The organism is Pseudomonas sp. AO-1, assembly GCF_019775695.1.
Taxonomy (GTDB): Bacteria; Pseudomonadota; Gammaproteobacteria; order Pseudomonadales; family Pseudomonadaceae; genus Aquipseudomonas; species Aquipseudomonas parakoreensis.
Genome location: NZ_CP079947.1, coordinates 207,255 through 228,651, shown reverse-complemented (window position 1 = coordinate 228,651; position 21,397 = coordinate 207,255). Strand labels below are relative to the sequence as shown.

Sequence of the window (21,397 nt, the reverse complement as noted above, 5' to 3'; positions counted from 1 at the left end):
TTCGAATGTCGTCCGTTACGCCCGAAGTCGCAACCGTTGCAGCCAGGACGAAGTGGCGCCCAAGGCGTCACGCAATTGATCGGCAGTGATGGTGCGTTCTGCCGCATTGAAGCTCAGCGCGGTTCGCAGCGCTGGCCAGCCGTGTTTCGGTAAGTTCGCCGGGGCTTGCAGCTCGCGCTCTAGGTGCTCGTCGCGGGCCTGGGTCGAGGGCAAGCGGCGGAACGGGTGTTTGCCGCTCGCCAGTTCATAGATCACGCAAGCCACGCCGTACACGTCCGCGCTGGCCGACAACGGTTGGCCCTCAAGCAGTTCGGGGGCGGCGTAGCCCGGGGTCCAGGCGTTGAAGCGCTCGCGGCTCAGGTGCGGCAGGCCGGGCAACACGCCCTCGTCTGCCTGGCCGAGACCGAAGTCGAACAGGCGCAGGCCGTCTTCACTGAGCATGACGTTGCTCGGTTTCATGTCACCGTGCAGCACGCCGCGACGGTGGGCGTAGGCCAGCGTGTCGAGCAGCGGCAGCGCGATGTCGCGCGTTTCTTTCCACGGCAGGCCGAGGGGCCGCTCGCAGAGCAGTTTGTCCAGAGTCAGGCCACGCATGTATTCCATGGTGATGAAGGCCCGCTGGCAGTCGGTGTCGACTTCAAAGGTGTGTGCACGCACGACGTTGTCGTGGCGCAGGCATCGGGTCAGGGCGAACTCGCTGTAGAGCAAGGCACTGGCGTCCGGCGATTCGGCAAATTCTTCGCTGAGGATTTTCAGCGCAATGTAAGGGTCGGGATCGCCGAACTGCTCGTGCAGCAGATCCCGCGCCCGGTAAACAGCGCCCATGCCGCCCGCCCCGAGCAGACGCTCGAGGTGGTAGCGGCCGGCGAGTACGTCCGGCAATGCACCGATGCTGGCCTTGGTCGGCGCCAGCAACGGCTCGGCGTTGTTTGCCTTGGCGAAGGCGAAGTAGGTCAGGTTGCTGGCCTGCTCTTCGCTCATCAGCAAGTCATCGACTGAGGATTCGATTTCAGTCATTGGCGGATCACCACGGCAGTCAGGTTATCCCGGGCGGCGCCACGCAGGGCGCCGTCGAACAGACGTTCCAGCGCCACATGCGGCGCGCTGAGGCTGAGGGCGTTGCCAAGGGCATCGCTGCTCAGGCCCTGATACAAACCATCGCTGCACAACAAAAACGCATCGCCCGGATAGACCTCGAGTTCGAGGACATCCAGGGTCAGCTGTTCGGCCGCGCCGACGGCTCGGGTCAACGCCTGAGCCGCCGGGTGCGCTGCGGCCTGTTCGACGCTCATCTGTTGCTCGTCGATCAGTTGCTGTTGCAGCGAATGGTCTTTGGACAGCTGATACAGCCGCTGCCCACGCCACAGGTAACAACGGCTGTCGCCGGCCCAGATGCAGGCCGCGCGATTACCTTCCACCAGCAGCGCCACGACGGTGCTGCCCATGATGCTGTCGTGGCGCCCGGCAGTGACCGTCAACTCCTGCCCCAAACGCCGGTTCAGCCAGTGCAGGCAATGGCGGATGGCTTTGAGGCGTTCGTCGAAGTCCTCGTGCTGCGGCAGTTCAGCCAGGCTGGCGACGATCAACTGGCTGGCGATGTCGCCACCCTGATGACCGCCCATGCCGTCCGCGACCACCCACAGCCCCTGCTGCGGATTGTCGAGGAAGGCATCTTCGTTGCGCGCCCGCACCTTGCCCGGGTCGGTACGCGCCGCGCTGCGCCAGGGACTGGCCACCAGCATCAGAGCTGCACCGGCATACGGAAGGTGCGCAGCACGCCCATGTCGAACGGGTTCGGCGTGCGCTGGCTGGTCAGCAGGTAGTTGGCGCGCAGGCCACCCACGTCGGCTTTCAGCACCAGCACGTCGCGACCGGTCAGGTACTCGGTCTGCATCAGGTCGAACAGACGGAACAGCGACCATGGGCCGGAGTTCTTCTCGATACCGATCGGACGCCCCGCCATCTTGTCCATCACCAGGCTGGTGCGACCGTCTTCAGCATCGGTCGGCCACTTGAACGTCATTGGCAGGATCGGACCGTGGCGGTATTCCATGGTCTTGTCGCCGAACTTGAACTCGGAACGGCTGACGGCCGGGTCGAGGGTGTACGGCTCCAGTTTGAACTGCACGGTCGGCTCGGCCGGGTTGATCGAGAAGAAGCTCTGGCGAATCGTCAGGGCTGCTGCCATCTGGTCGAGATACATCTTCGATACCGGCAGGCTGTGACCGTCGACGCTACGCATCCGGTAGTTGCCCGGATCACCGCTGACGAACGGACGCATGTAGCTGTCGAAGAAGCGGTCGACGGTGCCTTGAGCCCGGAAGAACTCGCGGAAGTCGCTGATCGCCACGTCGCTGGTGCTGCTGGCACTGAACGGATAACGCTTGCTGATGGTTTTGCCATACACGCTGTACAGCTCGTTCTGATAACGGCCGTTCAGGTATTGGTAAGCGTCGTTGAGCACCAGGCGCCACGAGTCTTCAGCCAGCACGTTGAACCACACACTCAGCGGACGCGGCAGGCGACCCGAGGCCGCACGCAGGTTGGTCAGCGCATCACGCTGGCCGCTCATGCGGGTTTTCGCCATTTCGAACGCGGCTTGTTCCGGCGTGCTGGAACGGGCCAGACCGGACAGTTGCAGTTGCAGGTCGTTGAGCGCGCTGATGGCCGGGGTCAGGTCAGCGGCCGGGCCGTTGTTGTCATCGAGCAAACGGTGCAGCGGCTCGAAGCGGCGTTGCAGCGACTTCTTCGCGGTGTCCGGCAGGCTTTTCGCCACGGCCATCGCCGAAGCCTTGTCCGCCACGGCAGACGCCAGTTTGCCGACCTTGCCCAGTTTGCCCTTCTGCCCGGCCAGTGCATCGGCGGCATCACCGGCTTCGTCCACCGGATCGGCGGCAGCCGGGAAGCGCGTGTTCTCGCGCACTTCCGTGAGCAATGCCAGCACCGGCGAGTTGGCCGAGGTCAGGCCCGCCAGTTGCTCGGCGCCTTCACCGGCGTCGCTGATCGGCGGCAAGGCCACCTGGCCAACGGCCTCGCTCCAGTAGTTGGCGTAGTCGCGGAAATACAGCTGCTCCAGCTCAACCATCAGGCGACGCAAGTCCATGTCGCTGATGCCCGCACCTTCGCCCAGCACCCAGTTGTCACGCAGGATGTCGGTGACCAGCGCCGAACCCTGCACCGAGAAATACTGCTGATAACCCTGTTGGGTGTAGAACCCCGGGATCACGTATTCGGTGCCGATGAACAGCGAGCCTTGCGGGCCGAGGTGTTGGCTGAAACGGTATTCCGGCAGGTTGCGCGCTTGCTCGCGGAGCATGCGGTAGACCACGGTGGCCAGCGATTCGGCGCGCAGCACCTGACGTGCCTGAGTGACCAGTTGATCGTTCAGCGGGTAGATGAACGGCTGCTTCAGCAAGCGCTCAAGGTGAGTGTTCAGACCATTCTGCACCGCGGTGTTGCCGGTGTAGCGCTGCGACCAATCAGTGGCGACCCAGTCCTTGAGCCACGCCGCGTCACGACGGTCTTTCATGTTCAGCATCAGGTAGGCACGCAGGCTGTTGAGCAGCTTGTCGCGGTCCTTCATGTTGGCGCGGATCTGCCCTTCGAGCATCGTCGCGACCCGTGGCAGCAACTGCGCTTCGAGCTCATGCTCGTAAGCTTGCTTGACCACCGGGTTGACGTCTTCGCCCTGATACAGACCGCCACGCTCGTGGTACGAGACGTCGCCCTTCTTCGGGAACACCTGAGTCGCGGCGTAGCTGGTGTCGAGGGTTTTCAGCACGCCCATCGCGTCATCACGCGGGGTCAGCGCCGAACGTTGCTGAGTCCAGTTCTGCGCCAGCGTGCGCAGGTTTTCCAGACGCTCGTAGTTGGCCGAGAAACCACCGGCCCAGAGCATGCCGAACAGCGCCAGTGCCGCCAGTGCGCCGACGTACAACGCACGCTGGCCCCAATGGATGCGGCTGCGCTCGCGTTTGTCGAGGCCGGCCAGATCCGACTCGGGGAAAATCACCCGACTGAACAGATGATGGATGAAGCGCGAACGGCCACTGCGCAGGGTCGGCAGCACGCCGGCACTCATGCCGAGGCTGGCGCCGATGCCGGCGGTGGTCGCGTCCATTTCCTGGGTCAGGTGCGGCGCACTGGTCAGGTAGAAACCACGCAGCAGCGACGCGCGCTGATAACGGTTGCCGGTGAACGCCATGTCGACGAACAGGCACAGACGCTCGCCGATCTGCCCCAGTTGATGCGGGAAGTCGAGGATGCGGCCACGGCGCTGGGTATCGCGCTCGGAGTGCATGCGCATGATCACCTGATTGTTCAGGCGCCGCAGCAGCTCTTCGAACTCGCCGCGCAGTACCGCGACGTCGGTACCAACCTGATCCTTGCGGAAACTGGTGCCCAGCACCTGATCGCTTTCTTCGCGAGTCAGTTGATCGAAGAACTCGTCGAAACCGAGCAGCTTGTCCGCCTTGCTCAGCACCAGGTACACCGGCACATCGACGTGCAGTTTCTGATAGACGTCTTGCAGACGACCGCGCACCTGGCGCGCGAGGGTGTCGATGTCCTGCTCGCTGCCACCGATCAGCGATTCCACCGGAATGGTCACCAGCACACCGTTCAACGGACGCCCGCGACGACGCTTGCGCAGCAGTTCGAGCAAGGTGGTCCAGGCATTGCCGTCGACTTCCGCGTCCGGCTGGGTGGTGTAGCGCCCGGCGGTGTCGATCAGCACACCGTGATCGGCGAAGTACCAGTCGCAATGCCGGGTGCCGAGGGTGTCGCGGGTCAGCTTGCGGTCGATCTTGTTGATCGGGAATTCCAGCCCGGAGAAGTCCAGCAGGCTGGTCTTGCCGGAGGCCTGCGGACCGATCAGCAGGTACCACGGCAAGTCGTTGCGCCAGCGTTCGCTGCGGCCGCGATACAGGCTCGAAGTCTTCAGGGTTTTCAGCGCGTCCTTGAAGCGCGCCTTCAACTCTTTCTGTTCTTCTTCGATCAGCTCGTCACGACGGATGCGATCCTGGCCGTCTTCGGTTTCTTCGACGGCTTTCTTGCGGATGCCTGCGCGCCAGCTGACGAAGACCATGGTCAGGCCCCAGATCAGGAACAGCACGCTGATGGTCAGCAGGCGCGAGGTCGCGCTCTCCCAGAACTTGTAGTCATCCACCGCCAACAACGGGCCGACGAACCACACCAGCAGCGCCACGAACAGCACCAGCAGCAGAGTCCAGACCCAGGTCTGGCGCAGGAAGGCGCCGACTTTCTTGAAAAACTTTTTCATCACACGTCCCTGTTTACGGCTGCGACTGCGGTTGCACCGCGGCCGGATCAAGCGGCTGATAAGGTTGCAGAACGGTGTCGCGCTGCTCGCCCAGGACCCAGGCGAAGCCCGAATACATCACCACCAGGCAGACCAGCGTGAACAGCACCACCATCCACGCCGGCACGATGCGCACCAGATTGCGGCGCTGGTCGTTGAGGCCTTCCCAGTGCGGCGACAATTCACGCGGCACGTCGCCACGCAACTGACGGATCTGCCGGTACAGGGCGTCGCGGATGCCTTCGAGTTCGAGCATGCCACGGGCCTGTACGCGGTACTTGCCCTCGAAACCGAGGGACAGGCACAGGTACATCAGCTCGAGCATCGGCAGGTGTTTGACCGGGTTCTTCGACAGGCGATCGAGCAGTTGGAAGAACTTCTCGCCACCGAACGTCTCGTTATGGAAGCTGCTGAGCAGGCTCATCTGCGACCACTCGCTTTCGTTGCCCCACGGCGTGGTCACTACAGCTTCGTCGACCACGGTGCAGAGCACGTAACGGGCGGCCATCACCTGACTGCTTTCGGCGCCGTTGTGCAGGGCGCGCACTTCGAACAGTTTGAGCCCGGCGGTCAGGCGCTCGTTGAGCGCGTAGAGGTCTTCGCGGGTTTCGCTGTGCTTGAGGCGCACCACTTCCGAGAGCAGTTCGGACGACGCCGCCACCAGCGAATTCAGGCTGATGTTGAACGCCTCCGCCGGGCGCAGGCGCGCGGCGTAGATCATCCGTTCTTCCAGTTGCTCGAAGCGCGGCGGCGCGGCGAAGTCGGTCAGCGGACTGGCTGCCGGTCCGTGGCCCTGACGATCGAGCAGGACGGTTTTGTCGTCCTGGTTGTAATCCGTTTCCTTGATCATGTCGGTCAGTTCCTGATGGCCCAGAATTTCAGTTCAAGCTCGGCGAATTCGCCGGACACGTGGAACGCGAAGCCGCCGGAGCGCTCGAGTTGCGCCAGGTCTTCGGAACTGAGTTCGAGGATGAAGTAGGTTTTGTTCGAGTGGAACGCGATCTGCCGCGGGGCCACCGGCAACGGTTTGACCTTGATCCCCGGCAAGTGCAGGTTGACCAGTTGGCGGATACGCTCCACCGGGCCGACCTTGAGGTGCGCCGGCAAGCGATGGCGCAGTTCTTCGGAGTCGCAGTTGGCACTCGCCGCCAGCACGAACGACGCCGAGCCAAGCAGTTTGTGGTCGTGCAACGGCGACACGATGATCCCGTACTGACGCGCCTGCAGAATCAGTTCGATGGCGTGCTGTTCGAGCACCATCGACAGCACCTGACGAATCGCTTCCATCAGTTTGCGGAAGCTCGCGCCCTGATCGGCGTGGGAATAGCGGCTGTCCAGACGCGGGCGTTTGCTGTCGCTGGAGAAGGTCGCCAGATCGCCGAGCATGGTCAGCAGCGTGCGATACAACTCTTCCGGATGCACCTGCTCCAGACCGAGGTAGTGGCGCAGCAGCAGTTCGGTACGGTTGATCAGTTGCAGCATCATGAAGTCGCCGACTTCCGCACCGCCGACCTTGCCGTTGGAGCGGATCCGCTCGGCAATCGTGTCGCCCCGGTGGTTGAGCATGCTGATGACTTCTTTGAGGCACGACAGCAGATAACTGGACGCGTGAGCCTGAATGTAGGTCGGCACGAAATCCGGGTCGAGGCTGATCACGCCGTCGGGCGTGGTGTCGAGCACGTCGCAGATCTTCAGCTTCACGTAGGCCTGATCGCTCTGCTGCTCGCCGAGCAGCAGTTTGAAGTCCGGGCGACCACAGCTGACCTGGCTGGCGGAATCGTCGCCGGCGTTGGAGTCGGCCACTTCGGCGTCGTACGCGGTGTAACGCGCGAGCACGTCGGACTGCTCCGGGCGACGCGCTTCGATGTGGTTACCGGTGACCAGCGGCAGCGCCAGGTAAATCGGCGTGTTGCCGGTGTTCGGCGGCACGTCCAGCGCCAGCGGCTCGGTGTTGCCGCCGAGTTCGAACAGGCTGCCGTCCGGCAGGATCCCCGACGCGGCACTGATCACCAGTTTGCCCATGTTGAGGAACTGCAAGTCGATCTCCAGATTGAGGAAACCCCAGGTGTAACCACCCAGCAACTGGGTGCGGGTTTTCATCTGGTGATCGTAATAGCGATCGTTGTGCTGGAAGTGCTGCGGCCGCAGCAGCATGCCTTCCTGCCAAATGACTTTATGGGTATTCATCTTCAGTCATCCGCCTTGGCGAGCGCTTCATGGGTATTGCGGATCCCGGCTTGATCGAGGGTCAGATCGGCCTCGGTCAGCTCCAGCGGGGTGACCTGAACGGTGTAGCGCCACTTGGTTTCCGGCAGATCGCGGTACGCAGCGAGAACGCCGACGTAGCGGCTGCCCTCCTCCACGCTGAGTTTCATTTCCACGGTTTCACCCGGGCGCAGTTCGAGTTCTTCGCTGGCCACCAGATCCGGGTTGAGGGATTCCTTGGCGCGCTCGTAGAGGCTGAAGAAATCAGCGTTCTCGAAGGTGACCGGGTGCTTGAGTTCAAACAGGCGCACGACGATTGGCGAGGGACGGCCATTGAGGTCCGGGTTGAGCTGATCGCTGCCGGTCAGCTTCAGGTTGATCTTGGTCACTTTCGAGTACGGCGACAGCGACGAGCAACCGGCGAGCAGCACCAGCACGGTGAGCGCAGTCAGCGTCTTGAAAAAAGCGGTCGAGCGGCGAGACATGCGCATCATCCTTGGTGGTCGGTGTGGAGGGTGGAGATCAGGCGGATCTGTTCTTCGTAGGCCTGGGCGAAATCGCGGGCCAGCAGACGCTCGCTCCAGTCATCGTCCTGACGCAGGGCCTGGTGGTAACGGCCGAACGCTCTCCAGCGTCCGCCCGAGGTGGCGATCAACGGTTTGTTGTCGCGCTCGAAACGCAGGGTCAGCTGTTCCGGCGAGAAGTGCTCCAGCGTACCGCGCACGGCGGCGCGACTGGCGGTGAGCAAGGCCACCTGGTGCGCCTGCAGATCGCGGAACGCACGGGAGATCGCCTGCTCGGCCGGCAAATGACCGGGCTTGTGCGGCTGCAACAGAATCTGCAGCGCTTCGCTCGGATCGACGGCGAATTTCAGCGGGTTCTTGTTGGTGCCTTGCACGGTGGTCTGGGCCAGACGCAGTTCGTTCTTCAGCTCCGAACGGGTGCGCAGGCTCTGCTGCAAACCGCCGATGCTCTGGCGCAGCAGCCGCGCAGCGTTCAGCGCCAGCGCTTCGCGAGCGTCGTGATCCAGGCCTTTAACATCCACGCCCAGCGCCGCGCCGAAATGCTCCCAGAAACCTTCGCTCTGACGCTCGACGGCTTTCGGGGCCGGAGCTGGCTCGGGCTCAACCGGGGCGACCAGTTCGGGCACCATCAGGCTTTCCATGTCGATGCGCGCATAGTCGGCGCGCTGACGGGAGTCCTCGGGCTTGGCCGTCGGGGCCAGCAGTTCGTCGATTTCCGAGTAGACGCGCTCTTGCTGTTCGATCGCGTTCAACGGATCAAGGTCGAGGAAGGCGTCGTCCGGAATGATGCTGCCGGCGGCACGCGGACGGCCGACTTCACCGTCGAAGGTCGCCGGATCGCGCACCAGCCGCGCACGAATCTCGAAATCGCCGAGCACGTAGGTGCTGCCGTGCTCGATGCGCACCGGTTCGCCCTTGTGCAGGCGTGCGCCGCTGTCACCGTCCTGGACGCCGTTGCTGCTGGTGTCGGTGAGGAAAAACGTGCCTTCGCGGTAGCTGACAATCGCGTGGTGATTGGACAGGTGACGCTTGCGGTCAGGAATGATCCAGTCGCAGTCCTCGCCCCGCCCGATCACGCCACCGGCCTGTTTGAAGGTCTTCTGGCACAACTCGGTAGGCACGAACTGCTTGGTGTTCAGCATTTCGAAAACCAGTTCCATGTTTGATGCTCCTTGCGGTCACTTGCCGCGATTGACCGCTTGCGGATCACCCAACGGGCGATAGTCGTTGTCGTTGAATTTGTAATTGCCGCTACAGCCGCCAAGGCCGCATAGAACGACGAGGGTCAGCAGGACAGCGTGCCAGTGACGAACAGACATCAGAGGGTCTCCAGGGGTAGACAAAGCACAAAGCGCCGACCCTTGCGGGCGGCGCTGAAATTAATTCTTTGGGTGGTCTCGAAGGCTCTGCATCGGGGCCTTGAGCCAGACCACCGAGGCGTACGCACCTCCTGTGGCCAGTGAGCAATCTGTGGCGAGGGGACTTGTCCCCGATGGGCTGCGAAGCAGCCCCAAGACCTGATCACCGGTTCTTGCAGGAGAACCGCGCTTGCTCGATTACGACTGCTGCGCAGCCGATCGGGGATGAATCCCCTCGCCACAGAGAAGCCGTTCAAGACAGGAGTTGTGCACACTGCAAGAGACAGGTTCAGGTCAACCATCGAAATCACCCAGGTTGATATTCAGGCGCCCGAGGCGGTACAGCAGGGTGCGGCGCGGCAAGCCCAGTTCACGGGCGGCGAGGGTCTGGTTGCCGTCGTTCTTGCGCAGGCAATCGAGCAACAACGTGCGTTCGACTTTTTCCAGACGTTCGCGCAGATTCAGGCCGCTGTGGTCTTCGGGCATCGGCTCCATGCGCAGGGAGAAATGCTCGGCCAGCAACTCGCCGCCCTCGCACAACAGCACCGCGCGTTCGACCAGTGCCTTGAGTTCGCGCACGTTGCCGGGGAAGGTGTAACCGGACAGGTGCTCCAGCGCCGCGCTCGACCAGCGCACCGGGTCGCGCTGCAAATACGCGCAGGTCTTCTCGGCGAAGTGCTGAGCAAGCTCGAGGATGTCGCCTTCGCGCTGACGCAGGGCCGGCAACTCGATCGGGAATTGCGCGAGGCGGTAATACAAGTCCTCGCGGAATTTGCCTTCGCTGACCAGCGTCGACAGATCGCGGTGCGTCGCGGCGATGATGCGCACATCGATCTTGTGCGTGTCGTTGGAACCCAGCGGGCGAATCTCGCCCTCCTGCAACACCCGCAGAATCTTCGCTTGCAGCGACAGCGGCATGTCGCCGATCTCGTCGAGCAACAGCGTGCCACCGTTGGCCGCATCGAACAGCCCCGCGCGGTCACGGTCAGCGCCGGTGAAGGCACCTTTGCGATAGCCGAACAGCTCGCTTTCCAGCAGGTTTTCCGGGACGGCCGCGCAGTTCTGCACGATGAACGCCTGAGAGCGACGCGGGCCGCAATCGTGAATCGCCCGGGCCACGACTTCCTTGCCGGTCCCGGTCTCGCCGCGCAGCAGCACGGTGTACGGGCTGTGCAGGACTTTGCTGATCAACGAGTGGGTCTGGCGCATGGCGGCGCTTTTGCCGATCAGGCCATAGCCGTTGATGCTCGGCACACTGCGCGCCACCGTGGCCGACTCGGCCAGCGGCTGGCGCAGACGCTGCAGCAAGTGCAATTGTCCGAGCACGAACGAGCCGAGCTGACCGAGCGAATCGGCAAAGCCTTGCAAGTCCACACGGCGACGGCTGGCGCACAGCAACAAGCCTTCGACCGCTTTGTGCTGATTGACCAGCGGCACGCACAGCAGCGATTGCCACGGTGTCGCCGCAGCCGGCAGAAAACTGGTCTCGTGCAGGCTGCCGCTCAGGTCGTCGAGGCACACCACGCGGTTCTGGCACAGGGCAAACTGCAGCAGCTGCTCACCGTTGTAGTCCGCCGGCAGGCTGGTGGCGGCGCGCGGTTGCAGCGCGCCGTCGAGGCATTCGGCGTTCATCCCCAGGCAAGTGTGGGTGGCGTCGAGCAGGTACAGCTGCGTCAGTTCGCAGCCGCTCAACTCGGCCAACCCGCGCACGAAGTCACCCAGCAGCGCAGCACCGTCCGCCGCCCGCGACAGGCTGGCAAACTGCGCCAGCAAGGCTTCGGCATAGACCAGTGGCTGCGGCACTTGAGTGAACATCACACCCACCTCAGGCGAACTCGCACGTCACGCTGGCGTTGCCGTCGAGCGTGGCATGCACACGCTTGAGGCTTTCACCGGTGGCCATTGCATCGAGCAAGCGGTCGGCCACCAGCGGCAGCACGTGCTGATCGAGCAAATGGTCGATCAGGCGCGCGCCGCTTTCGCTTTGCGTGCAACGCTCGGACAGGTGATCGACGAGGTTCTGGCACCAGCTGAAATCCAGCTGACGGCGATTGAGGCGCTCGCCCAGACGACCGAGTTTGATCTCGATCAGCTCGCGCAATACCGGGCCGCCGACCGGGTAGTACGGCACCACTTTCATCCGCGCCAGCAGCGCCGGTTTGAAGTGTTTGCTCAGCACCGGGCGAATGGTTTCCTCAAGCAGCTCGGCGGTCGGGCGAGCGCCGTCTTCGCAGAGGTCGCTGATCTTGTCGCTACCAAGGTTCGAGGTCATCAGGATCAAGGTGTTGCGGAAGTCGATCTCGCGACCTTCGCCGTCGTTGGCCACACCTTTGTCGAAGATTTGGTAGAACAGGTTGAGCACGTCCGGATCGGCCTTCTCGACTTCATCGAGCAGCACCACCGAGTACGGCTTCTGGCGCACCGCTTCGGTGAGCATGCCGCCCTCGCCGTAACCGACGTAGCCCGGTGGCGCACCGATCAGACGCGAGACGGTGTGCTTCTCCTGGAATTCAGACATGTTGATGGTGGTGATGAAACGGTCGCCGCCGTACAGCAGGTCAGCCAGAGCCAGCGCGGTTTCGGTCTTGCCGACGCCGCTCGGGCCGACCAGCAGGAACACGCCGACCGGTGCGTCAGGCTTGTTCAGGCCGGCGGCAGTGGCGCGCATCGAGCGATCCAGCGCGTGCACGGCTTGTTCCTGACCACGGATGCGCGTGCGCAGGTCGGTGGCGAAACTCGCGACCTTGGCGTTGTGTTCGCGGGCCAGTTGCGCCAGCGGCACACCGGTCCAGGCGCTGATCACTTCGGCCACCAGACGCGGGCAGACTTCGAAGCTGACCAGACGCTCTTTGACTTGAGCCGCGGTCAGGGCGCTGTGGGTTTCGTTGAGCTGGGCTTCCAGCGCTTCGACGCTCTGGCCTTCCTCGACCTCGGCGGCGATGGTTTCGATCACCGTGCCTTCGGCGTCTTCTTCAACGCTGACGGTCGGCTCGACAGCGGCAGCTTCGCGGGCCTTGGCCAGTTGCTGACGCAGTTCCAGCAGACGCTCGGCCAGTTGTTTCTGCTCGGTCCACAGACTTTCCAGCGCGACCATTTCGCTTTCGGCTTCGTCGAGCCGCGCTTCCAGCGCATCCAACGCTTCGTGGTCGATCAGCAGACCAGCCTCGGCATCGCGACGCAGGGCCTGACGCTGACGGCCACCTTCAGCCAGTTCGCCACGCAGGCGTTCGAGGCTTTCCGGGGCAGCGGCGAGGCTGATGCGCACGCGGGCGCACGCAGTGTCGAGGACGTCGACGGCTTTGTCCGGCAGCTGGCGACCGGCCAGATAGCGCGCCGACAATTCCGCCGCCGAGACCACCGCGTCATCGCGCAGATAGATGCCGTGGCTCTTCTCGTAGACCTGCGCCAGACCACGCAGGATGGTCACCGCTTCGCTGACGGTCGGCTCGTGCAACTGCACCGGCTGGAAACGACGGGCCAGCGCCGGGTCCTTCTCGAAGTATTTCTTGTACTCGGCCCAGGTGGTGGCGGCGATGGTGCGCAGTTCACCGCGAGCCAGCGCCGGTTTCAGCAGGTTGGCCGCGTCGGAACCGCCGGCATTGCCACCCGCGCCGATCAGGGTGTGGGCTTCGTCGATGAACAGGATGATCGGTTTCGGCGAGGCTTTGACTTCGTCGATCACGCCTTTGAGACGCCGCTCGAATTCACCTTTGACGCTGGCGCCAGCCTGCAGCAGGCCCATGTCCAGCGACAGCAGCTCGACGCCCTTGAGCACCTGCGGCACTTCACCGGCCGCGATGCGCGAGGCCAGGCCTTCGACGATGGCGGTCTTCCCCACACCAGCTTCACCGACCACGATCGGGTTGTTCTTGCGGCGACGGGCAAGGATGTCGACCATCTGGCGGATCGCGCCATCGCGGCACAGCACCGGGTCGAGTTTGCCGTCGCGGGCCTGTTGGGTCAGGTTGTGGGTGAAGCGCTGCAGCAGCGATTCGCCCTGCGCCGCCGGCTTGCCGTTGGCCGCCGGTTGCTCCTGTTGCGACAGGGCAAATTCCTTCAGGCGATCGATGTTCAACTTGGCGAGCAACGGCTGGTAACGGCTACCGGCGTAGCGCATCGGGTTGCGCAGCAGCGCGAGGATCAGCGCGGCATCTTCCACCGAGGTCTGGCCCAGTTCAAGGTTCGCCACCAGCAGCGCGTCTTGCAGCCACTGCACCAGTTCCGGGGCAAACACCGGGTTGCGCGAGGCGCTGTGTTCAACGCGAGATTGCAGTGCGGCGCTCAGTTCACCGGCGTCGACATCCGCATCCTGCAATGCGCGCGACAGCAAGCCGTTCGGACGCTCCAGCAGGCCCAACAGCAAGTCTTCGACGAGGATCTTGCTGCCGCCACGAGCCACGCAACGTTCGGCCGAACGTTCCAGATCACGACGGGTTTCGGCGTCCAGCGCCTGGATGAGTTGTTGCAGGTCTACGTTGATCATGGCTCACGTCCTTAATGAATTTTGCTGCCCAGGGTGACCACGCCGTCTGCTTTTTCGCAGCCCAGCCAACTGGTCCACCCCAGGCGACAGTCGTTCTTCTCACCAATGCGCAGTTCGCGGATTTCTTCCGGGCGCAGCACCAGGCGAATGTCGTAATCAAGCGGGTCACGCAAGGTGAACCGCACCAGCGCGCACAGCGGCTGGTAACCGAAACCGATCGGCAGGAATTCGTGGAATCGCTCCCAGTCGAGTTCGGTGATGTGAATGCGGAATTTGCCGCTGCGGTCGCGCACCCGCTCGCCCAGCACCAGGTCTTCACCGAGCAGGCTGTTGGCGCGGCCGAGGCGGTTGCGCTGCTCGTCGAGAATCTCCACGCGGCGCTCGATGCACTGCTCGATGACCAGGTCTTCGTGTTTGAAGTAGTAACGCAACACCGCTTCGATCAGTGCCGCCGAGTGCGCGCGCAAGCTGAGCAAACCAAGGTATGGCAGCAGGCGCTTCCAGTTCAGCTCCTTGGCCTTGCGGATCTCGTCGCCGCCCAGACCGATCAGCGCGAACAGCTGCGAGGAGAACGGGTCGATCGCGCCGCTCTGGAAGCTGGCGCGATAGCGGTACTTGCGCCAGATCGGCAGCATCAGCCGTTGCAGGCGATGGTGGAACAGGTCGAGGAAATTGCGCGTCGGATTGCCGTCCTCGCTGTCGCCCAGCGCCTGCTCGCCGTAGAACGCCGGCAGCGGCGAACCGGAGCCGACCAGCCCGATCAGGTTGAAACGCATGCGCGCGCGCATCTGCCCGTGCTCTTCGAAAAACTCCACGCGATCGACGTCGCTGCGCGGAAAGCCCAGGCTCGGGTTGGCCTGAAACTCCACCTGGTCGTACAGATCGTCTTCGCTCAGGTACGGGTGCGCCTCGCGCAGCCGGTCGATCACCAGCAGCACGGCCTGAAACAGCGAGTACTCGCGTATTACCTTGGTCAGCCCGCTTAAAGCAGGGGCTGCAGGCCCATACGTGGTGTCCATTGGTACACCTCTCCCTGTGTGCTTTTTACCCGCAGCTCGTGGTACGAATTGAGACTGGCGTAAAGCGCGAAAAACTCGTTGAGAACCGAGGCGAAAACGAACAGGTCGCCTTCGCCGATATACCCTTCCGGGTCGATGGTCAGTTCGGTGCGCAGACCGCGCACCGGCAAGCCACGGTGCAGCCGGTCGACGTGGTGGTGCTTGATGTGCTTGAGGCCGCCGAGCAGGCGTTTACTGACCTTCTCCGCGTGCTGGTCGTAATAGCGCGGCAGGTCGTAGGTTTCGAGAATCACCTTCAACGCGTTGACGTCGGCCAGCGACAGATAGTTGAGCGACATGTTGCTGATCAGCTTCCACAGGAAGTCACGGTTCAGCGGCGGCGCAAAGCTCGACGTGGCCGGGGTGATGTTGCGGAAACTGAGGAACTCCGGGGTCTCTTCGCAAGCCATGCAGATGTCGCCAAGCTTGAGCTTGCGCGGCAGGTTCTGGTTGGTGCACATCAGCTCGATCGACAGGGTTTCGTGGGCTTCGGTGTGGCGGATGCCGAAGCTCAGGTAGGTGTCGAGGCCGTCATGCAGCAAGGACGAACGCTGGCGGATGCTGTAATGCGGACGGCTGTTGGGCACGTCGAAACTCGGGTCGTGCTCGAACGATTCGAACGGCACGTACTCCTGATAACCGAGGCCGCCGGGCTTCCAGCCGGTGACGGTTTCCACCGAGAACACGCCGCAGTTTTCCAGATCGTATTCCGCCGGCAGCAGCAGGTATTCATCCTGTTTGCCATCGAGGCGGATCGGCAGCGCGTCGTGCGCGAACAGGTTGGCAATCGGCGTGCAGAACAGCTTCACGTTATCCAGGGTCGGCCGCATGCGCATGATCCCGCTCTTGCGGATATCGAAACGCAGCTCCAGGCCGCGCATCTGCTTGAGCGTGTCTTCCGGCAGCGCCTTGAGGATGTCCAGACCGTTGACGTCGACGAACAGGAACTTGTCCTGGAAGGCGAAGTATTCCTGCAAGTAGCGATAGCCACGGAAAGTGTTCAGCGGATACGGGATCAACGCTTCTTCTTCGGCAAAACCCACCGGCTTGACCCGGTCACCGGGAATCTTGAACGCCATCGGTTTGCCTGCAACGCCATCGATTGGCTTGCCGGCGCCGTCGAGCGGGATCAGTTCGATGCCTTCCAGGTTGCGCAGCAGGCTCAGGTACAGCATCTGGCTGATGTAGCGCTCGCCGGCAAAATGCAGGCGCAGTTTGCTCAGTTCCAGCTCACCGAGGTGGCCGTCAGCGCTCATTTCCAGACGCAGGCTGAGCAGCGAACCGTCGCCCTTCACCGAGTAGTTCAGCGCGGCCAAGTCCAACGGCAGGACTTCCGTCGGGTAGCAGGTGCGGAAGCGGCAACGCACGTCTTCGATCGGTTTGCTTTCGATCGGCGTATCGCGCTCGACCACCAGCGCCGGCCCCGAACGCTTCAGCGGATCAAACTGCAGAATGCTGAACGCCGGCAGCGGGCGCATGTAGTTCGGCCACAACAACTGCATCAGCGAATGGCTGAGCTCCGGCAGCTCGTCATCGAGCTTCTGCCGCAGACGCCCGGTGAGGAACGCAAAACCTTCCAGCAACCGCTCCACATCCGGATCCCGTCCGGCCTGGCCCAGGAACGGCGCCAACGCCGGACTACGCTCGGCGAAACGGCGACCGAGTTGGCGCAGTGCGGTGAGTTCGCTTTGGTAGTAGTGGTTAAAGGACACGGGTTACCTGCCTGGTAGTGGAACTCATGGAATAACTGTCCTGCGGATTACGCTTGATGTCCGACCTGGTCATTGGATGGCACCTGCAGGCTGACTTGGCTGAATGCGACGTGCGATGTTTCGCAAAGCCCAACGCAACTCGATGACTTGAGTGGTGAGGATCGCCAGCAACGTGACGCAGCCTTGAGCTACGCCGTAAAACAGGGCTCTTAACGGGTTGTCGGGTAGCATCCAGAGCAGGATGAAGCCCACCATCAGAAAAAGGATGGCCAGCTTGGCGACCAGACCTGGAATCAGCGCAACGATCAGGTTGACGCCCAGAAAAATGTAAAACAGTGCGTAAGTCGCAATGCCGATGGCGACACCATGGGAGGTAAATCCGCCGTTCAAAAGCCTGTAAGCATGTACAACCGCGTCATTCAAAAATGCATAAGCCACGCATCCGAGGGCGTGGATTAATAGGCATAGGGCGAGACGAACGTAGCTGTTCATACTGCTATCAATTTTCCAGAATCTCGTAGGGTGTATTACTGATGAAAATATTCAGCCAGTTTTCTTCCCATTGAGGCATCCCTATCTCGAACGTTTTCTTACTCTTATTAAAATATATCCATACAATACCGACAGTTGACTCATCCTCTGAGGTCCTCATGTCCAATGACTGAGTGTCATACAGTGGGGTACGATAAACTTCTTGCGGATTTTGCCTGTCAACAACTCTCAAATAGGCCATTCCACCGAGGGTAAGAATTCTCCCAACCCGCACGTTTTCCATAACGTATCGGCCGGATGGGCTGATTACCGTCGAACTAGCAGGATAATTCCGCATGGCAGATACAACAAAAAATAATGAAACAGAAAAAACCACAAACAATACAGCCACACAGAAAGCCGCCTTCCTGTGCTTATTAATATCAGGGACAGTCCCTTTTTTCATAGAGAAACCCTCCACAATCATCTTCCTCTGCCAGAGAACAGAGAAAACTTACTCATTAACTTGAAAAGAAAAATGGCAACAATCGACGCCAGCACACCAAAAAACAAAAAATAGGGTATATAGGCCAGCCACATAAATATCATTCCAAAACCAGCAGACCTGCCAGCTAACAAACATCCGACACCATACAAAACCCAAGGCGCACCATAAAATGGGATAAAAATTAACGGCGCCCACCAAGCAAGCCTTATTATTTCAGTCTCAGTTTTTGTAGAAATCACATGAGACGAAAATGCCGCAAATAAAATGTACGCTGCCAATCCGAAACCAAGAACGTAAACGAGAACAAATTGCTCTACTCCACCGCTTAGTGGTTTGGAAAAATAGAATGCGTCCACTGCCAACAGAATCGGCAACAAAATTGCGGGCATCCAAACAGCCACTTTGAAATAACTTGCATATGTCATTTCAACGTCGACTCTGTATTAGAATCCGGCATAGGTTCCTCCCAAATGCCCATCCAGCGGCCATCATTGGGGCTAAGATTGATAAAGAAATCGTTCCACTCTGTAATCGGGCGCATTTCAAGCTGCTCCTTTTTGAGTTTCCTTCTTCTCATCTCGTTTCCCAGCTGATCCTTAAAGTTCCCTTCATCATCCACTTCAATACGAATAGCCGAAGAGATCATTGGATATTTTTTATCACCAAATAAAGAAACGGCAGCGGCCCCTTTGCGTACGTGAACTCCAAGAAAAATCGACTTCCCAGTCGGATCAGAAATAAATGCCTCGCAGTTTGGAAAGCCATCACCGGAAATATAAGTAACAACATCCAGATGCTTTGCAACTCGATCTAGTGTCATTATTATTTTGTAACTGACATCCAGACTTGGTACAAACGTAAGGCCCGTGAGTTTTTTTGTCATCGCAGACATTGGAAACGCGTGATTCTCACCAGCATATCCGCCCTCTACCCAAACAGTAGTGACTGCGCCTTTTTCCATTTTGATTGATGGCCAACTTCCACCTTTCGGCTTTAGTTCTGCATCGTAGTGGGTGTGCTCCGCGCCAGCCTTCCCGGAATCGTTCGACTCCGTCTGGGTATCTGTGACTTCATTTGATAGAAGCTTAACAAAGAACTTATGCCATACCCGTGAAGTTATTAGCGTACCTTGAACACCAGAGAGGCCGCTCGGCTTTAACGAAAAACCACGCGCATCGCCTTCAAAGTTAAAGCCGCTCCACCCAAATGTTTTACCCGGATGAAACGATCTTATATTGAACTCATAAGTTGATAACTTTGCTAGCTTTACGATCGCTACCTGCCCTTCAAGATTGGTAGAAGGAGTGGAAGGAGCCTGCGCCAAAGGCGTTGCGTTAGACATTTGCGACTCCTGCAGGAGTAAGCAGAGAAACTTTCAGTACTTGGGAAGCTTTGCCAGTACTAACGGCTTTGGTATGCCCGTTCGCGTCTGTCACACCCTCATAAACTTCACCTGACTCGGTCTCCAATCGGTAGCCATAATTTGCTACTGGATTACCCTCTTCATCCCGCAAAACAAAAAAATCATTGAAGTAGCCAGGCATTGGAACTGGCGGCACAAACGGCGCCGGCGAATGCGAATTGCCGATAATCACCGTCCCGGACCCCGCCGTGACCTTGTTGCCATGGGTTCCCACCGAATCAACCGTGGCAGCCGGTTTGCCATTGATCAAAACCGTCGTCGCCAGATCGCCGACCAACGCACCACCACACGCCGAGGCATCGCCTTGGCGGGCGGCCGCGAGGCCGTCGAAGAACACGTCGCCGGAACCGGCGGCGATCGGGTTGGTACCGTGGCCAGGAAGTGGGCAAGCGGTGGGATCGGATACGCGTGCTGCGGGTTTGCCAGACATCGGGAATCTCCTTAGGTGACCTTCACTTGACCGCTGCCATCCAGGCGCGCGGAGAAACTGACCTGACGCTTGAAACCCTCGACTTCCAGCAGGCCTTCGATGCTGAAGGCCAGCCGTAGCTGGTCGTGGTCACGCGGCAGGGAAATGACACGCACGTTGCTCAGGCGCGGCTCGTAGGCTTCGATGAAGTTTTCGATGGCCAGACGGGCCTGACTCAGGGAGTCGTGCAGGCTCAGACGCATGTCATTGAGATCGGGCAACCCGTAGTCGGCCAGCGTTTGCACGCTGCCGGCCCGGGTGCTGAGCATTTTGGCCAGATGGGCAGCCACTGACGCCATGGCACAAGCCTCAAGGCTGTTGCCCTTGCGTAGTTGCGCGTCGCCGTTGAGGCGCTCGAACAGGCTGCCGTATCCGTCCATGAGTCGCTCTTACTCTTTGTCCAGCTTGCCAACCAGCGACAGGGTGAAATCGGCACCCATGTACTTGAAGTGCGGACGCACGTTCAAGCTGACGCGGTACCAGCCCGGCTCGCCTTCAACGTCGCTGACGATCACTTGCGCAGCGCGCAGCGGACGACGGCCACGCACTTCGGCGCTCGGGTTTTCCTGGTCGGCCACGTACTGGCGGATCCACTTGTTCAGTTCCAGCTCGAGGTCGGTACGCTCTTTCCACGAACCGAGTTGCTCGCGCTGCAGCACTTTGAGGTAGTGAGCCAGGCGATTGACGATCATCATGTACGGCAGTTGGGTGCCGAGCTTGTAGTTCAGCTCTGCCGCCTTGCCTTCTGCGCTGATGCCGAAGAACTTCGGCTTCTGCACCGAGCTGGCGGAGAAGAACGCCGCGTTGTCGGAGCCTTTGCGCATGGTCAGGGAGATGAAGCCTTCCTCGGCCAGTTCGTATTCACGACGGTCGGAAACCAGAACCTCGGTCGGGATCTTGGTTTCGATTTCGCCCATGCTTTCGAAGTGGTGCAACGGCAGATCTTCAACCGCGCCACCGCTCTGTGGGCCGATGATGTTCGGGCACCAGCGGAATTTGGCGAAGCTGTCGGTCAGCTTGGTGCCGAACGCGAACGCGGTGTTGCCCCACAGGTAGTGCTCGTGGCTGTTGGCAACGGTTTCCTTGTACACGAACGATTTGACCGGGTTTTCTTCCGGATCGTACGGGTTGCGCAGCAGGAAACGCGGCACGGTCAGGCCGACGTAGCGGGAGTCTTCCGAAGTACGGAAGCTCTGCCATTTGGCGAATTGCGGGCCTTCGAAGTGGTCTTTCAGATCTTTCAGATCCGGCAGGCCGGTGAAGCTTTCCAGACCGAAGAATTTCGGGCCGGCGGCGGCGATGAACGGCGCGTGGGACATGCACGAAACGCTGGCCACGTACTGCATCAGTTTCACGTCCGGCGAGCTTGGGGACATGAAGTAGTTGGCGATGATCGCGCCGACTGGCTGACCACCGAACTGGCCGTATTCAGCGGTGTAGATGTGCTTGTACAGGCCCGACTGCATGACTTCCGGCGAATCTTCGAAATCGTCCAGCAAGTCTTCTTTGGAGACGTTGAGGATTTCGATCTTGATGTTTTCGCGGAAGTTGGTGCGGTCGACCAGCAACTGCAGGCCACGCCACGACGACTCCAGCGCCTGGAAATCCGGGTGGTGCAGGATCTCGTCCATCTGACGGCTGAGCTTGGCATCGATCTCGGCGATCATGCGGTCAACCATGGCCTTCTTGACCGGCTCACCGTTGTTCTGCGGCTTGAGCAGTTCTTCGATGAACGCCGACACGCCACGCTTGGCGATGTCGTAGGCTTCGTCGTCCGGAGTCAGACGGGTTTCGGCGATGATGCTGTCGAGAATGCTGTATTCGCCGCTTTCGGCGCTCTTCTCTTGTGCTGCGCTAGTGCTCATT

General features: G+C 60.8%; 19 protein-coding genes. All 19 read right to left on the bottom strand.

The window, feature by feature from the left end:
- Nucleotides 1–15: 15 nt before the first annotated feature.
- The 19 genes from KVQ82_RS01000 to tssC all read right to left on the bottom strand — a co-directional run bounded on the left by KVQ82_RS01000 (nucleotide 16) and on the right by tssC (nucleotide 21,396).
- Entirely contained in the window at nucleotides 16–1,017 is a 1,002-nt protein-coding gene (locus KVQ82_RS01000; protein WP_222017599.1) for a serine/threonine-protein kinase, read from the bottom strand.
- A complete protein-coding gene (locus tag KVQ82_RS00995) occupies nucleotides 1,014–1,742 on the bottom strand; it encodes a PP2C family serine/threonine-protein phosphatase (protein WP_222017597.1) in 729 nt (242 codons plus the stop codon). The genes KVQ82_RS01000 and KVQ82_RS00995 overlap by 4 nt, the downstream gene beginning before the upstream one ends.
- The gene (tssM, locus tag KVQ82_RS00990; RefSeq protein ID WP_222017594.1) at nucleotides 1,742–5,281 is read right to left on the bottom strand and encodes a type VI secretion system membrane subunit TssM; all 3,540 of its coding nucleotides are present in this window, start codon (nucleotides 5,279–5,281) and stop codon (nucleotides 1,742–1,744) included. Before tssM ends, KVQ82_RS00995 begins: the two co-directional genes overlap by 1 nt.
- A 13-nt stretch (nucleotides 5,282–5,294) precedes the next feature.
- Entirely contained in the window at nucleotides 5,295–6,170 is an 876-nt protein-coding gene (icmH, locus tag KVQ82_RS00985) for a type IVB secretion system protein IcmH/DotU (protein WP_003229559.1), read from the bottom strand.
- Nucleotides 6,171–6,175: 5 nt separating this feature from the next.
- Nucleotides 6,176–7,507, bottom strand: coding sequence for a type VI secretion system baseplate subunit TssK (tssK, locus tag KVQ82_RS00980; RefSeq protein WP_007962327.1), 1,332 nt, complete (start codon nucleotides 7,505–7,507; stop codon nucleotides 6,176–6,178).
- 2 nt (nucleotides 7,508–7,509) lie between these two features.
- Complete coding sequence (gene tssJ, locus KVQ82_RS00975; protein ID WP_007962325.1) at nucleotides 7,510–8,010, bottom strand: type VI secretion system lipoprotein TssJ; 501 nt, start codon at nucleotides 8,008–8,010, stop codon at nucleotides 7,510–7,512.
- Between the two features lie 5 nt (nucleotides 8,011–8,015).
- Nucleotides 8,016–9,209, bottom strand: a complete 1,194-nt coding sequence (tagH, locus tag KVQ82_RS00970) for a type VI secretion system-associated FHA domain protein TagH (RefSeq protein ID WP_222017592.1) — start codon at nucleotides 9,207–9,209, stop codon at nucleotides 8,016–8,018.
- Nucleotides 9,210–9,227: 18 nt separating this feature from the next.
- A complete protein-coding gene (locus tag KVQ82_RS00965) occupies nucleotides 9,228–9,368 on the bottom strand; it encodes a hypothetical protein (protein ID WP_003229566.1) in 141 nt (46 codons plus the stop codon).
- Between the two features lie 333 nt (nucleotides 9,369–9,701).
- Nucleotides 9,702–11,222, bottom strand: coding sequence for a sigma-54-dependent Fis family transcriptional regulator (locus tag KVQ82_RS00960; RefSeq protein WP_222017590.1), 1,521 nt, complete (start codon nucleotides 11,220–11,222; stop codon nucleotides 9,702–9,704).
- Between the two features lie 10 nt (nucleotides 11,223–11,232).
- Nucleotides 11,233–13,890 (bottom strand): type VI secretion system ATPase TssH, encoded by a 2,658-nt coding sequence (tssH, locus tag KVQ82_RS00955; protein ID WP_222017588.1) that lies wholly within the window; start codon nucleotides 13,888–13,890, stop codon nucleotides 11,233–11,235.
- An 11-nt stretch (nucleotides 13,891–13,901) separates the two neighbouring features.
- Entirely contained in the window at nucleotides 13,902–14,909 is a 1,008-nt protein-coding gene (gene tssG, locus KVQ82_RS00950) for a type VI secretion system baseplate subunit TssG (protein ID WP_041071592.1), read from the bottom strand.
- Nucleotides 14,873–16,660, bottom strand: a complete 1,788-nt coding sequence (gene tssF / locus KVQ82_RS00945; RefSeq protein ID WP_121182770.1) for a type VI secretion system baseplate subunit TssF — start codon at nucleotides 16,658–16,660, stop codon at nucleotides 14,873–14,875. The genes tssG and tssF overlap by 37 nt, the downstream gene beginning before the upstream one ends.
- Nucleotides 16,661–16,729: 69 nt before the next feature.
- Nucleotides 16,730–17,152 carry a hypothetical protein gene (locus KVQ82_RS00940; RefSeq protein WP_222017586.1) on the bottom strand — a complete coding sequence of 141 codons (423 nt, stop codon included), beginning with the start codon at nucleotides 17,150–17,152 and terminating at the stop codon, nucleotides 16,730–16,732.
- 7 nt (nucleotides 17,153–17,159) lie between these two features.
- Nucleotides 17,160–17,597, bottom strand: coding sequence for a hypothetical protein (locus tag KVQ82_RS00935; protein WP_222017584.1), 438 nt, complete (start codon nucleotides 17,595–17,597; stop codon nucleotides 17,160–17,162).
- A 17-nt stretch (nucleotides 17,598–17,614) separates the two neighbouring features.
- Complete coding sequence (locus KVQ82_RS00930) at nucleotides 17,615–18,064, bottom strand: hypothetical protein (RefSeq protein WP_222017582.1); 450 nt, start codon at nucleotides 18,062–18,064, stop codon at nucleotides 17,615–17,617.
- Nucleotides 18,061–18,981, bottom strand: a complete 921-nt coding sequence (locus KVQ82_RS00925; protein WP_222017580.1) for a hypothetical protein — start codon at nucleotides 18,979–18,981, stop codon at nucleotides 18,061–18,063. Before KVQ82_RS00925 ends, KVQ82_RS00930 begins: the two co-directional genes overlap by 4 nt.
- Nucleotides 18,974–19,492 (bottom strand): PAAR domain-containing protein, encoded by a 519-nt coding sequence (locus tag KVQ82_RS00920; protein WP_222017578.1) that lies wholly within the window; start codon nucleotides 19,490–19,492, stop codon nucleotides 18,974–18,976. Before KVQ82_RS00920 ends, KVQ82_RS00925 begins: the two co-directional genes overlap by 8 nt.
- A gap of 11 nt (nucleotides 19,493–19,503) precedes the next feature.
- The gene (tssE, locus tag KVQ82_RS00915) at nucleotides 19,504–19,911 is read right to left on the bottom strand and encodes a type VI secretion system baseplate subunit TssE (protein ID WP_007920274.1); all 408 of its coding nucleotides are present in this window, start codon (nucleotides 19,909–19,911) and stop codon (nucleotides 19,504–19,506) included.
- A gap of 9 nt (nucleotides 19,912–19,920) precedes the next feature.
- Nucleotides 19,921–21,396 carry a type VI secretion system contractile sheath large subunit gene (tssC, locus tag KVQ82_RS00910; RefSeq protein WP_003229584.1) on the bottom strand — a complete coding sequence of 492 codons (1,476 nt, stop codon included), beginning with the start codon at nucleotides 21,394–21,396 and terminating at the stop codon, nucleotides 19,921–19,923.
- Nucleotide 21,397: the final 1 nt, after the last annotated feature.